10 protein-coding genes are annotated in these 13,854 nt (G+C 48.2%); 5 read left to right on the top strand and 5 right to left on the bottom strand.

Annotation, left to right across the window (positions count from 1 at the left end):
* Nucleotides 1–21 precede the first annotated feature (21 nt).
* Nucleotides 22–3,738, top strand: a complete 3,717-nt coding sequence (locus B1728_RS26895) for an immunoglobulin-like domain-containing protein (RefSeq protein WP_079913509.1) — start codon at nt 22–24, stop codon at nt 3,736–3,738.
* A gap of 399 nt (nt 3,739–4,137) precedes the next feature.
* Here B1728_RS26895 and B1728_RS26890 read toward each other — a convergent pair whose 3' ends face one another.
* The 4 genes from B1728_RS26890 to B1728_RS26875 form a co-directional block, all read right to left on the bottom strand.
* Nucleotides 4,138–4,908: a nucleotidyltransferase domain-containing protein gene (locus tag B1728_RS26890; protein ID WP_079913508.1), complete on the bottom strand. Its 771-nt coding sequence runs from the start codon at nt 4,906–4,908 to the stop codon at nt 4,138–4,140.
* 181 nt (nt 4,909–5,089) lie between these two features.
* A complete protein-coding gene (locus tag B1728_RS26885; RefSeq protein ID WP_079913507.1) occupies nt 5,090–5,899 on the bottom strand; it encodes a VOC family protein in 810 nt (269 codons plus the stop codon).
* A gap of 640 nt (nt 5,900–6,539) precedes the next feature.
* Nucleotides 6,540–7,418, bottom strand: coding sequence for an EamA family transporter RarD (gene rarD, locus B1728_RS26880; protein WP_079913506.1), 879 nt, complete (start codon nt 7,416–7,418; stop codon nt 6,540–6,542).
* Nucleotides 7,419–8,016: 598 nt separating this feature from the next.
* Complete coding sequence (locus tag B1728_RS26875; protein WP_079913505.1) at nt 8,017–9,228, bottom strand: MFS transporter; 1,212 nt, start codon at nt 9,226–9,228, stop codon at nt 8,017–8,019.
* A 133-nt stretch (nt 9,229–9,361) separates the two neighbouring features.
* Here B1728_RS26875 and B1728_RS26870 point away from each other — a divergent pair, with 133 nt between their 5' ends.
* Nucleotides 9,362–10,237: a LysR family transcriptional regulator gene (locus B1728_RS26870; RefSeq protein WP_179136226.1), complete on the top strand. Its 876-nt coding sequence runs from the start codon at nt 9,362–9,364 to the stop codon at nt 10,235–10,237.
* A gap of 68 nt (nt 10,238–10,305) precedes the next feature.
* Here B1728_RS26870 and B1728_RS26865 read toward each other — a convergent pair whose 3' ends face one another.
* Entirely contained in the window at nt 10,306–11,511 is a 1,206-nt protein-coding gene (locus tag B1728_RS26865; RefSeq protein WP_079913503.1) for an MFS transporter, read from the bottom strand.
* Between the two features lie 287 nt (nt 11,512–11,798).
* On the opposite strand from B1728_RS26865, the gene B1728_RS26860 reads away from it, so the two are divergent.
* The 3 genes from B1728_RS26860 (at nt 11,799) to B1728_RS26850 (ending at nt 13,798) form a co-directional block, all read left to right on the top strand.
* Nucleotides 11,799–12,434 carry a GGDEF domain-containing protein gene (locus B1728_RS26860; protein WP_079913502.1) on the top strand — a complete coding sequence of 212 codons (636 nt, stop codon included), beginning with the start codon at nt 11,799–11,801 and terminating at the stop codon, nt 12,432–12,434.
* Nucleotides 12,435–12,674: 240 nt separating this feature from the next.
* Nucleotides 12,675–13,070 (top strand): Fur family transcriptional regulator, encoded by a 396-nt coding sequence (locus tag B1728_RS26855; protein WP_079913501.1) that lies wholly within the window; start codon nt 12,675–12,677, stop codon nt 13,068–13,070.
* A complete protein-coding gene (locus B1728_RS26850; RefSeq protein ID WP_079913500.1) occupies nt 13,049–13,798 on the top strand; it encodes a winged helix-turn-helix transcriptional regulator in 750 nt (249 codons plus the stop codon). Before B1728_RS26855 ends, B1728_RS26850 begins: the two co-directional genes overlap by 22 nt.
* Nucleotides 13,799–13,854 lie beyond the last annotated feature (56 nt).

The following is a 13,854-nucleotide window of genomic DNA, read 5'->3' as shown; positions in this document are numbered from 1 at the left end:
TATTTGGGAGGCTAGACTTCATTGAAATCGAGAAAATCAATTCGAAACCTATCGCTGCTGACACTTACGGTTTCCCTTTTGAGTCAAAGCATGCCTGCAGCAGCCGTATACGGGGCCGCTCCGGATGTGGGTCAGACGGATGCGGGCGGCGGAAGATGGATGGCAGGAGAATATCACGTTCACACGTATGAATCCGATGATGCCCAGCGATCGCTGCAAACGGTGCTGGATAATGCCTTTGAACAGTATGGGATGGACTGGATTGCGCTTGCCGATCACTTGAGAATGTCAGGCCGGGACGATGAAGGCAATCCGGTTCCGGGAGGACCGATTCCTTTTTCCAAGGGCATGGCTTTGTATCAGGTGCCGAAAATCAAGCAGCTGCAGGACGCGAATAAATATAAAGATAAAATTATTTTCTCCGGGTTTGAGTGGGACATGCCTACCTATGATCATATCGGGATAGGCATTTTGGCGGACAGCCCCGATCAATCATTAAAAGCGGCAAGCGAGTTCGAATATTTGTTCACGAACCGTGACGAAAGCCTGTTTGATCCGGCCGATGTTGCCGTCTGGAAGGCGACCTACAGCAGAGCCTATACGACAAGCCAGGATGCAAGAACGGGCTTGAGCTGGATTAAGGGGAATTTTCCGAAAAACAGCTACGCTTTATTGAATCACCCTTCACGGAAAACAAATTCCGGAGGGACGGTATATAAAATATCGGATATCCGCGACTTCAACAATATAGCACCGGAGACCTTCTTCGGGATGGAAGGAATGCCCGGAAACCAGATGGAGCCTGACCGGGGAGGACTTAACCTGACGACTCCCAAAAACCGGACCTACGGCGGAGCGGATTATATGATTGCCAAGGTCGGCGGAGTATGGGACGCGCTACTTGGGGAAGGAAGGAGATTCTGGAATTTTTCGAACTCCGATTATCATTTCGATATCAGTGACGACAATAAATACTCCAGCGGTTACAAGCCCGGGGAATATTCTAAAAACTATACGTGGGTAAACGGCAGTGATATGCAGGCGGTGCTGGAAGGCATGCGCTCAGGAAAATCGTTCTCCGCATTCGGCGATTTGATTAACGCGCTGGATTATCATATCGATGCCAACGGGACCAAGAAAGAAATGGGCGAGGAGCTTTCTGTGAAGGAAGGGGACCCTCTCATGCTGACCATTCGTTTCAAAAGCCCGGACAAAAATAACAACGGGGACCCTGTGCAGGTGGACCATGTGGATCTGATTGCAGGCGATGTAACGGGCTATGCCGCACCTGGAACTCCGGAATATGCCAAGGATACGAATGAATCGACCCAAGTGCTCCAGCGCTTTACGAGCAGCGATTGGACGAAGGATGCCGAGGGCTACAACGTCATTACTTATAACCTCGGAGCTGCCGGCAAAAATCAATACTTCAGGCTGCGCGGCACGAATCTGGGCGTTGATGTGGCGGGAGAAACGAGCAACGGGGAGCCGCTGATCGATCCGAAGACCGACATAGCCGATAATGCGACCCGCTTTGCGGAAATCAATAAACGGAATTATAGTGATTTATGGTTTTATTCTAATCCGATTTTCGTGAACGTAGAGCCGTATACGGATCAGCAGGCCGTTAATGATACGGTATCAGCTCTGGATTTGGGCGATATGAGCGGCGTAACGGCGGATATCGGGCTGCCCGCGCAAGGCCAGCATGGTGCCACGGTTCAATGGGAAAGCTTGAATCCTGCTGTCATATCTATTGCTAACGATAAAGGAATCGTTACCCGTCCCGCTGCAGGTAAGCCTGATGCGAAGGTAACATTGAAGGCCACGGTATCCCGCGGCACAACTAGCGAGATCAAAACATTCGAAGTTACCGTTAAGGCATTGGCGTATACCGATGCGGAAGCGGTCGCTCTGGCGAAAAACGCTCTGACTCTGGGGGACACCAGTGCCGTAGAGAATGATTTGAAGCTGCCGGCCGCAGGGGAGCAGGGAACCGTGATTACCTGGAAAAGCTCTAATCCGGTCTATATGGACGATAACGGGAAGATGGTGTTCCATCCCAATAAGGATACGGATCTTACGTTAACGGCAACGATCAAACGGGGAAATGCCGTGGATGTGAAAGCCTTCTCCGTTACATTGAAGGGAGATGCCAGCATTACTCCGCTGCAGCTGAGCTGGACGATGAAGACGTCTGACGGCAGCCCTTATGCGAACGGAGCCTGGACGAATCAAAACGTAACGGCCAGCGTCTACGCGAATGTGTATGTTCCGGGCTCGACGGTTTCATTAGAGCTATCTACAGATGGTGGCGCGTATCTGGCTTACAACAGCCAAAGCAAAGTGGAGGTTTCCGGTGAAGGAGAGCATACACTGCAATTCCGGGCGAAGGATTCGTTAGGCCATACGGCCGAGTTACCGCTTGCTGTGAGCATTGATCGTACGGCTCCTGTGATTACTCTAAAAGGAAGCCCGAGCATGACTATGCTTATCGGTACGCCATACAACGAGCAAGGAGCTGAAGCAGCGGATCATGCAGGCATAGCGGGCGAGGTTGCGATAACCGGAACCGTGGACACCAAGACGATTGGGACTTATACGCTGCATTATAACGCAACCGATCTGGCCGGGAATGCGGCCGCAGAAGTGACGAGAACGGTGAACGTCGTGGCACCGCATGGAAACAGCAGCCATCATGGTTCCGGCGGCGGAAGCTCGACTCTGACCGATACTTCGAACAACTCAACGAACGGGAATAATACGAACCAAGGAACGGAGGCTTCCTCTTCCCAAGTGGCTGTCACCGCGGCTCGAGGGGCGGAAGGCGGCATCAAGGATGTGCTTCAATTTAAGATACCATCCGGTGCCGTGAAGGAAGACGGCAAAATTCAGGCTGTACTGCTTCCTACCGCTCAAATTCCGTCTTTCGGTTCGTTGAAGGCGGTAAGCCAAGCGGTCGAGCTGACGAGTACGACAGGCCATACCTTTACGAAGCCTGTGGAAATCAAGATGTTCTATAAGGCGGATTCTATCGCACCTGGAAGCAAGCCGGCTGTGTATTACTACAACGAGACGCAGAAGCGCTGGATTTATCTTGGAGGGATCGTCAATCCGGACGGCAGTATAACGGTCAATGTCAAGCATTTCACGAAGTTTGCCGTGCTGGAGTACAAGCCTGCAGTGTTCCCGGACCTGTCCGGACATTGGGCCGCTCCTTATACGGAACGGTTGACTGGAATGAATGTCATTCAAGGCTTTGAGGACGGGAAGTTCCGTCCAGAGCAGACGGTGACGCGGGCTCAATTCGCCAAAATGATCGCCGAAGCCATGGGGCTTCAGATGACGGCGGCTTCCACTTCCTTCGCGGATGATAACCAAATCCCATCCTGGGCCAAGGGAAGCATCGCGGCCGCAGTTCAAGTGGGCCTTATCAACGGTTATGAAGAGAACGGCCGCCTGCTGTTCAAGGCGGACCAAACCATTACCCGGGCGGAAATGGCGGTTATGATGTCCAGAGCGCTTAGCGCAAACGGATACCAAGGCGGCGAGGCCAATGCCATTTCCTTTAAAGACGCCTCCATTATCCCGGATTGGGCGCAAGCCTCCGTGAAGGCTTCTGCGGTATCCGGTATTCTGAACGGGTACGAGGACCAAACCTTCCGCCCAAGCGCTGGCGCTACAAGAGCGGAATCCACTGCTATGATCTATAAGCTGTTAGAAGCATTGAACATTTAGGTTATAAAGGAAAGAAGAGACACGCGGTGCTCCGTGTGTCTCTTTAGGTTGTTGAGCAACCTGCAGGTAATTGGAAAAATAGCATCGGTCCCCGATGGGGTAGGTATTCCCCTCCGGCCGCTGTTGTTTTCGGGAAATTTGGATTAGAATTCGCTTCTAGCGGGGATTTCCCGAAAACAAAGGCGAACGCTTAAGAGTTTTCCAAAGGAAAACTTACTTCGTAAGCAAGGGGACACCTCATCTCCCATACCCGTTAGTTCAATAGTCTTATGTTTTAATTAGAGTCGCTGCTTATAGTTGTGAGGCTTGCCGAACACCTAATCAGTGACGTCCCGACGGGCTTAGGGGGCTGGATGAGGTCACTCGCTTCTCAGAGTGACCCGAAGCGTCAATATGTTGTTAGTCGAAGGAAGTTCTGGAAGCAGCCATTGCATTTAAGGCGTTCTCAAAATAGCTATATACTTCATCTGCAATTCCCAGAAACTCTTCAACAAGTACATTATTACTATCCAAGTAACAAGCATACAGATAATCAACTAAAGCGGAGTCAATCTCACAATAGTTTAATATGGCATTCTTCATCATAATAATGTCATCTTGCCATACACCTGTATCTTCTAAAACCAAAGAGTATAATGCACGAATTAATCTCTTAGAGTAACCTTTAATATATCTATTTTTCATTGTGTTATCACTAGCATTAGAAAGTAAACTATGTCTACGATCTACTTCCTTCTTGGTCTCTGTATTTAAGTCTAAAATGAACTCTGGAGAAATAATTATCGGTGGTACTTTTTCACCAACGTCATGACCATATATGCAAACACAAATTATCTTTACCCAAAAACCCCACTCATTTGGTTTACTTAATACATCGTCAATCGAGCAAATTGTCGTATCAATCTTAGTTACTAATGGATATTCTTCCAAAAGACTGTCTTTAATATTTGACAATCTTTCGTAATCAATATCTTTGGGATTTACACATACAATAGTAAAGTCTGCATCTGACTTAAAAGGTTTAGCAGTTCCTTTTGGAATCGAGCCACACATATAAATGCTATGAATCTTACCTTTAAATTCGGTAAGTATATTATCTATATACTTATCAACAAAATCCTTATATTCACTTTGTATTACAATTCTATTTATAACTTTTTCTAATATCATATAGACTCCTCCTAAACTAAGAACTTCTTTCGGCTAACGTCTTTTTTGCGAACTTCGTAAATTCGTCATGACTTAAGTTATTCGCGAAATCATTCAACTATCCTGGCCGTTAGTTCAATGAAGCAAAATCGAGCCATTTTAAAGGCGACTACTACGTACCGTCTCCTTTAGTTAAGTAACTTTAAAATTGTAATCTTGAATAAGGTAGATTTAAAAGCGTAGGTGCTTCTTTAGGAAAGTTAGTAAATCTTAAATAAAAGCTGTACTCATTTATTCTGAAATGAAGTCGACCATCTTCATTATTTTCATCAAAATGTATGCCTTTTGCAGATAGGTTTGTTTTGACCTTATCAATAAATTCTGAACTACCTACCCCAAATACTACATTCATTGTCGGTGGTAAAGCAGTCATTGCAATTGGAATCCACTTTCGCTTTTTCGAAGGAATAACCGCATGTGATGTTCCGCCAATAGCAAAAGTAAAGTTGTCAGATACCTTATCAAGTTTAAAATTTAAAATATTAACTAACAACTCCCTGAAATCAATTACGCTATCAACCGGAAATCCAATTTCCCTAAGATACAATATTTTTAACTCGCCACAAGGAGGAAGTATTCCTTCTTTGATGTAATAATGAGTAATAATTTCTAATAAATTGCCATCTCCATCTCGGAAGTAAACATTCATTCCAGTTTCGAAATCGTCAATAATTCTACCATCCGACCATTTTAAAAGGGTAATACCCCCTGCACTTTGGAGCCAATTCACCACGTTTTCAAATTCAGAATAAGGAACTTCGAAAGCAAAATGAACTGGAGCTAGAGGTTCTACGCCTTCTTTAAAAGACAATGTAAAGTATTCAGTCGGCTGGAAACATATTTCATTATCTGATTCGAAAAGAATAGGAAAGCGTAATTGATCATGATAGAATTGTTTAACACCTTGCACTGAAACTGTATTTAACTGAAGCTCTGAGAAGTGAGTTATCATGGCATTCTACCCCCCTTTCTGGAATTACAATTATTAATTGATGAAATTATATCCAATAAAAGGATGTTGAACCAATATATATTTTTTACTCTAGTTATAGGCAATAACTATAGAGCATTTAATCCTCACCGGCATTGTTATCTTGATACACTACTGTCACTTGATCTGATATTGAAACTGAGGTGATCATCCCACCGTTCGGTACTTTTACAGATACTGATCCAACCGCATCTACAATTCTAAGGGTCTTTCCGTATTTTGTTTTCATGACCAGTTCACTCGGGCCACCACCCATTGAAATAAACTGATCATTAGCTGTTTTCTGTAGTCGGAGGACCACCTATATTTATTTCAATTGAATCAATATCGTCCGCTATTGGAAAAGCAGATACATTTGCGTACCTTGACTGTTTATCATGATATAGAGCACCAACTAATATTCCTATAAAAAGTATTATCAGAAGAATTTTTTTCATCGATAGTTCTCCAAAGCTTTAGATTTTTTAATATAGTTCGAAGTGTGTTGCTTTTTTGTACTAACGTACCCGTTAGCTTAACTCCATACAGAAAACAGCCATCTCCTCCCTAGCGGACGGAAATGGCTGTTATGACGGTACCGGGTGGCTGGACGTGTTTGTCGTCAGCGCGCCTTCGTGAGTTTCGTGCCGCGAACTGATGCCGCAGCGTATACGACAAGCGCTGTCCAGATGAGCGCGAAGCCGATGAGAAGAACCGGCGAGACCGATTCTTTGAACACGAATACGCTCAGTAACAGCATGATCGTCGGCCCGATGTATTGTACGAAGCCGAGCGTGGACAGCGCCATCCGGGCGGCCGCTCGCGCAAAGAAAAGCAGCGGTAGTGCTGTTACCACGCCGGAAAGAAGCAGTTCTACAAACGTGGATACAGGTAGCGTCCATGCCGTCGTCTTTCCCACGGTGGCCAAATAGATCCAGTAGCCGAGCGAAACAGGCAGGACTACAGCCGTCTCCGACAGCAAGCCTACAGAAGCGTCTTGTCCGATCTTCTTCTTCACGAGGCCGTACAAGCCAAACGTCGCGGCCAGTGAGATTGAGATCCATGGGAACCGTCCGTAGTCGATGGCGATGATGAGCACCGCGGCGCTAGCGATGGCAATCGCGAGCCATTGGCCACGGTTTGGCTTCTCACGAAGGAAGACAACCGCAAGCAGCACGTTCAGCAACGGGTTCAAATAATAACCGAGACTTGTCTCGACGACATGGTCGTTGTTGACAGCCCAGATGAAGATGAGCCAATTAGCAGCGACCAGCAGTCCGCTAGCGGTGAGCGACAGCAGGAGCGAGCGGCTAGCCGCAATCCGCTTCATGTCACCCCAGCGACGCTGGACGGTGACGAGAATACCCATGAAGACGAACGACCAGACAACCCGATGTGACAGAATCTCGCCTGCCGGCACATCGTTAAACAACCTCCAATAAAGTGGGAGAACCCCCCACATGATATACGCGATAATAGCATTGACCAACCCGTTGTTCATAATCAATTTCCCTCTTCTCACTCCGATGTCTTAACGGATTATACGCCTCGATCATCGTTTAAGTAAAGGGAATAATATTTTGGCCCAAATAATATGTTACGGTATTGCATCACTTATTATAGGAAGGATGGCATCCCGTGAATTTTGCTTCTGTACGCATCATTATTGTCTCGTCGAGTTCTATGAGATAATCTTAGGTATTTCGGCGGAACGCCTAAAAGACGGTTTGTTGAGTTATCGTGTCCCGTTAGCTTAACGACGATAGCCGTTTTTTTAAACAACTTTATTATCAAATTTAAAAGACTTTATTATAAATTCAACAACTTTATTATCAGACAACACATTTTTCGGTATGATAGGGAATTCCACAACCTGGAGCCACACGGATATTCCGCGCGGCTCTTCTTTTTTACGTGTGGGAATCGCACGTCGAAAGGGCATAATACTCGTGTTAGATTGGGAGGACTCGTATCGAAAAGAGTGCAGGACCCGCGGCCGGCGAATGGAATGGAATTGAATCCTGGAACGGCTCCACGGCAAATTGAACGTCTTGAATGCCGATAGATCAAAGACAGCATTCCGTCAGGGCGTTAAGATGCTATTTTCCCATTCGAGCCCCTTGTGGAGCCACAGGACGCCGAATAAGCTGCAGGACCAAGACAGCTGTAAGAACAAGCAGCGCGCAGATGAAGGCGATGACTCCGCCCCAATGGAAGGAGGCGAGGAAGAAGCCGCCGGACCAGCCGACGAGGCTGGAGCCTGTGTAATAGAACAACAGGTACAACGAAGAGGCGTAGGCCTTGCTGGGTGCTGGAGCTATTCTTCCGATCCATCCGCTGGCTACCGTATGCCCGGCAAAAAATCCGAACGCGAACAAGATCAGACCCGCGATCATAAGTACAAGGCTGCCGTACAGCGTCAGCAGCGCCCCGATAACCGACAAGGCGATGCCTAGACCGATCAGCCCTGCACGGGAATGCTTGTCGGCCAGCTTGCCGAACAGGAAGGAACTCCAGGAGCCGACCAGCTGGAAGATGAATAGAAATCCAATGACGGTTTGGCTCAAATCATAAGGAGCCTGGGATAGTGGATAGCCTAAATAATTGAATAGGGTAACGTAGGCCCCCAAAAGCAGGAAACCGACCAGGTACAGCACGAGCAGCTTTTTATCGGCTAAGCCGCTTTTGAAGCCATGAATTGCATGCTTGAAGGAGATGCTGACCGGCTGAAAATGCTGCGATTTCGGCAGGTACATCCAGAAGCAGACGCTGCATAGGAGACTGAAAATCCCGAGTGCCAATAGCGCCGTATGCCAGGAGAACAAGTCTGTCAAGGCGCTGACGATAATCCGTCCTGCAAAGCCTCCGACTGCCGTACCCCCGACATAGACTCCCATGACTCTGCCGATGCTTCCCGGCGAAATTTCTTCGTTCAAATAAGTCATGGCAATAGCCGGAAAGCCCGCAAGGCTGATGCCTTCGAGAAGCCGCAGCGCCAGCAGCCAATGAAAGCTGTGGGTGAAGGAGGAAATAATGGCAAGCACGGACGTGGCGAATAAAGAGACGCCCATCACTCCTTTTCTCCCCCAGGCATTGGAGCATACCGAGACGAACAGCATGGCGACCGCAAGAGTAACCGTCGAAAAAGAGATTACGAAGCTGGCCGTGGAAGGCGATACATGAAATTCCTCTGCGAAGGTGCCGATCAAGGTTTGCGGGCTGTACAATATCGCGAAAGTAACCAGGCTTCCCAACAGCATGCTAAATAAGGTGCGCCGGTAGGCGCCGCTTCCGATTTCTATATATGGCATCATTCTCTCCCCTTTATACCGTCTGACTGTTATTGATGATTACTAAGTCTACTCCTTGTCAGCTGATAACGTCCAATTTATTATTGATATAGAAATAATGCATTTTTGTTATGAAAGGACAGTGGTGCGCGGGATGGAGTGGCAGCAGCTAGAATACTTTCGCGTTGTAGCGAAGACGGAGCATTTTACCAAAGCGGCGGAGCAGCTGGCTATCTCGCAGCCTGCCCTTAGCCGATCGATCACTCACCTTGAGGAGGAGCTTGGCGTCGCTTTGTTCGACCGTATCGGCCGATCCGTTCAGCTGAACTCCTACGGCAAGCAGTTTCTAAGACGGGTTGACCGCGCTCTGCAGGAAATCCAGGATGGGGTTCAGGAGCTGCACCAGATGAAGGACCCCTATACCGGCTCCGTTTCCTTATCGTTCGTAATGACGTTCGGATTGAGCATTTTGCCGGAGCTGATCAGCCGATTCAATCGGGTGTATCCGCAAGTGGAATTTTTGCTGCATCAGAGCCCTACCACCATCATTCATAAGCAATTGATGCATAGCGAGGTAGATCTCAGCATAGTAGGTCTGCTGGACAATGATAAAGGGCTTATTTGGCATAAATTGATCGAGGAAGAACTGTTCGTCTACGTTCCTTCGAATCACCGGCTTGCTTCTCGAACCTCGCTCCGTCTAGAGGAGCTTGCCGGGGAGCCCTTCATAACGTTCAAAAGAGGCTACGGGATGCGTACGTTAACCGACCGGCTGTGCAGCTTGGCGGGCTTTGCTCCCAAGATCAAGTTCGAGGGGGACGATGTGGCGACAGTCTCGGTGCTGGTCTCATCCGGTCTTGGCATTACCTTGATTCCTTTCTTTACCGGGATCGATTCGAGCAAAATCAAACGGCTGCATGTGACCGAACCCTTGTGCAAAAGGGAGATTGGTCTCGCTTGGGTTGAAGACCGGACATTATCTCCTTCGGCCGAGCTGTTCCGCACCTTTATCATCGAGCAGTTTCGCTAAAGACCACCCAGAGAGAAAAACAGGCCGCAAAAGAATTCGCTTGGAATTCCATGCAGCCTGTTTTTGCATTATGAAAGACGTGATGCCGTTTGGACCTTTTGTTTTTTGTGATGAAGGCCGTAATAGAGAATGACGGTAAAGGCGACGACGATGCCCCCGACAAGGTACATGACGTGATAATTGGTTTTGGCGGCAATAAGACCGAGAATATAGGAACCGAGCCCATACCCGGAATCGAAAAAGACGAAATATGTGCCGGTGGCCAGACCGCTTCGGTGGCTTGGAGCCGATTTGACGGCAATAGCCTGAAAGCTTGGCAGCAGTGCGCCGAAGCCGAGCCCAATAATGCCTCCGGTCAGCAGGAAGATGAAGGCCGTATTCGCTTGGCTCAGCCAGAGCATGCCGACGACGAACAGGACGATGCCGGGATAGACAAGCACATGCTCGCCTTTGCGGTCGAACAGTCTGCCGGTAAAGGGTCTGGATATAAGAATCATTGCGGCGAACACCATGAAGAAATAGCTGGCTACCTGCTCCAGGCCGATCGATTTGGCGTAGACGGAAATGAAGGTGGAGATAGCCCCGTAAGAAAACGCCAGTACACAGCCTGCTAACGAAATCGGAATTGCCTTAGGCTCGATAAATCTTTTCCAGTTCCAGGACGTGCCCGCGGTTTGGGCCGGTGCCGGAGTATCGGGAAGCTTGGTTATTGCCCCGCATAGGAAAGCCAGAAGAGAAAGAACGAAACAGGCGATGAACAGAACGTGGAAGCTGGCTTTTGTCATCAGCGTCAGTCCGAGGAAGGGACCGATGACCATGGCCAGGCTCATAAACAGACTGAAATAGCCGATCCCTTCGCCTCTGCGATGCGCGGGAATGATGTGAATCACTACCGCGGATGTGGCTGTAGCGGCGATGCCGAAGCCGATCCCGTGAATAAATCTTAGCAGTAAGAGAACATAAAAGTTAGTTACGACAAGATGCAATATGCTGCAAACGGCGAACAGGATGAGCGAGAAGAGAATGATTTTCTTCTTGTCCAGCTCGTCCAGCCATTTCCCCGTCAGTGGGCGGAAAATAACAGCACTAATGATGAACACAGTAGTGACCAGGCCGATTTGCTGGCCGCTTCCTTGCAGATGCTCCAGAACAAAGGTCGGAAGGGTCACCGCCAAAATATAAAAGGTCATATATACAAAAAAACTGCTGATACAAATCGTTATAAAATTGCGGCTCCACAAAGGAGCTTCTTGCTTTGCTGTCTGATTCTGCATATGAGAGTATCGCTTCCTTCTTCATTTATTATTGTGTCTGATGCGCATGAGGTTATTCATGGACCGAATAGCAACGCACAGCAAGTAAAGGTAATCTCACAAAATGTGAAATTACCTTAAGATCTTCTTTTATTCAATTGTTGTTATAACAATTATATGTATATCAATTAAAATTGTCAACGATGAGTGCCAGCTTTTTAGCAGAAAGGGTTGTTGACATTTCCATTTTTTTCTTATATAAAATTATATATATAGTATTATATATATTGATATAAGGATGTTTATATATGAAGGGAAGAATAGACGAAATGACTGGTTTACGCAACCGGGAGGCATTGGAGCTTCAGCTGAAGGAGACGTCTCAGGAATGTGAAGGAGTCGCTCTGGCTCTTATTGATGTGGACCATTTTTTGGACATCAACCGGCTGTTCGGTCATGATACCGGGGACCATGTATTGAAAACGATCGCGGATATCCTTAAGGAACAGACCTCGGAGCAAGCGGTGTTTCGCGTCTCCGGGGATGAATTTGCGGTAGTGCTGGCCGATTTCAGCCTGGAACAGGGCTTTTTGAAGATGGAGTCGGTTCGGGCGGCCGTACAAGCCTCGAACGAACGGTTTCAACTGCCGGCGGACGAGCAGGCACAGGAAATTAGTGTAACGGTAGGAGTGGCTCAATACCCGCGGGATGCCAAGGATATGAACGGGTTGATGCGGGCGGCCAATGCGGCGCTTATGTCGGCGAAGGAATCGGGGAGAAACCAGGTTGCGCTGCCTCCTAATGAGGAGATGGTGATGAAGACCTGCTATTATCCGGCGACGATGGTTCGGCAGCTGAAGACGCTGGCCGAGAAGCTGAAGAAGAAGGAGTCCATTTTATTCCGTGAAGCATTGGCGGATCTGATCCGCAAGTATGACCGCTAATCCCTTTGTCTTGGCCGTCAGAGGAATCCCTGATAAAGCAGACGGGAAATTATAAGAATAAGGAAAGACCTCCTGACGATGTCAGGCGGCACAAGGGCAGGCTGGACAAGCGCTGCTCTTGTTTGATTTGTGGAGTCCTGGCGAATTATGTTTCGTATGAAGTGAAAGGGATATTGACTTAGACTAAGTTTAAGATTAGAATTAATCTAAATATAATAAAAAAATACCGGGGGAATCACAATGAGCAGAAAAGGACAGCTGACACCTCAGCGGAAAGCAATCTATGAAATTGTGATGGAAAGCACCGATCACCCTACCGCTGCAGAAATTATTGAACGGTTGAACAAGCGCGGGCATCAATTTGCCTATGCAACCACCTACAATTCCTTGCGCTATTTGACGGAGGAAGGGCTGATTCGGGAGCTGAAGCTCGAAGGAGACGCAAGCCGATACGATGCACGGACAGAGGATCATCAGCACATCGTTTGCCGGGTTTGTGGCAAAGTGGATGAAGTCTTTACGCACGTTCCGGCCGAATGGTCGAAAGCCGTAGCGGAAGAGACCGGTTATATAGTGGAGGATGAACATATTTTGCTGAAAGGAGTGTGCCCTTCATGCAGCAGCAAAGAGAAGTAAGCGAATGGACGAATGTGGCAATAGATACGTCCCGGGATGAGCAGCCCATCGGAGCGTTTTGCTCCACCACGCATACCATTGTCATTATCAGCCCGTTTCCTCATGCCTTGCACGAATTGGTGAGAGAGCTGACAGCCAAGTGCTATGATGTACTGGTCTTTCATCATCTGGATGAGCACTCGCTCGCGGCGCTGCCGATTGATCTCCTGATTGTAGATGCAACTTACGATGCGCTTGTGCCGAAGCCGCGCCCGAATACGGTGTCGTCGCCGGCTCTTCTGCTCGTCAAAGGAACGGAGCGGCTGGTGGAGCCGGGCTTTTCATCTTACGAAGATGCTGTTGTCTGGTCTTCCGCGAGCACCGAGGCGATTCTCGAGCGGATTCAATCCAAGCTGCTCGGCGAAGGAAGGGTACCGGAGGAGCGGGGCGATCAAGTGCAGCATAAGGAGCTCCTCGTGGATTACAAACGAATGGCCGTATATCTCGGGGCCTCCCGCGTCGATTTGACCAAGACCGAGTTTGATCTGCTGAAGGCATTGCTCGATACCAATGGCGCCGTATTGTCCAGACAGGAGCTGATGGACCGCGTCTGGGGCGATCAATATTTCGGAGGCAGCAATACGGTGGACGTCCATGTCAAAAGTCTGCGGCAAAAGCTGAAGGACAATCCAAAGGCACCGACCTACATTGAAACGGTTCGCGGGGTCGGGTACCGGCTGGCTGATTAATAGGATATAAGTAAGAAAGGTGGGTTTGGCGATTCGTCGCTAAACCCACCTTTCCG

The sequence above is a fragment of the Paenibacillus sp. 32352 genome, assembly GCF_002042965.1.
In the GTDB taxonomy this organism is placed as follows: Bacteria; Bacillota; Bacilli; order Paenibacillales; family NBRC-103111; genus Paenibacillus_S; species Paenibacillus_S vulneris.
This window is presented reverse-complemented; position numbering and strand designations above follow the sequence as displayed.

Coding starts and splice junctions, on each gene's coding strand:
- B1728_RS26890 (WP_079913508.1), bottom strand. CDS start 4,908: ATGATATTAGAAAAAGTTATAAATAGAATTGTAATACAAAGTGAATAT.
- B1728_RS26885 (WP_079913507.1), bottom strand. CDS start 5,899: ATGATAACTCACTTCTCAGAGCTTCAGTTAAATACAGTTTCAGTGCAA.
- rarD (WP_079913506.1), bottom strand. CDS start 7,418: ATGAACAACGGGTTGGTCAATGCTATTATCGCGTATATCATGTGGGGG.
- B1728_RS26875 (WP_079913505.1), bottom strand. CDS start 9,228: ATGCCATATATAGAAATCGGAAGCGGCGCCTACCGGCGCACCTTATTT.
- B1728_RS26870 (WP_179136226.1), top strand. CDS start 9,362: ATGGAGTGGCAGCAGCTAGAATACTTTCGCGTTGTAGCGAAGACGGAG.
- B1728_RS26865 (WP_079913503.1), bottom strand. CDS start 11,511: ATGCAGAATCAGACAGCAAAGCAAGAAGCTCCTTTGTGGAGCCGCAAT.
- B1728_RS26860 (WP_079913502.1), top strand. CDS start 11,799: ATGAAGGGAAGAATAGACGAAATGACTGGTTTACGCAACCGGGAGGCA.
- B1728_RS26855 (WP_079913501.1), top strand. CDS start 12,675: ATGAGCAGAAAAGGACAGCTGACACCTCAGCGGAAAGCAATCTATGAA.
- B1728_RS26850 (WP_079913500.1), top strand. CDS start 13,049: ATGCAGCAGCAAAGAGAAGTAAGCGAATGGACGAATGTGGCAATAGAT.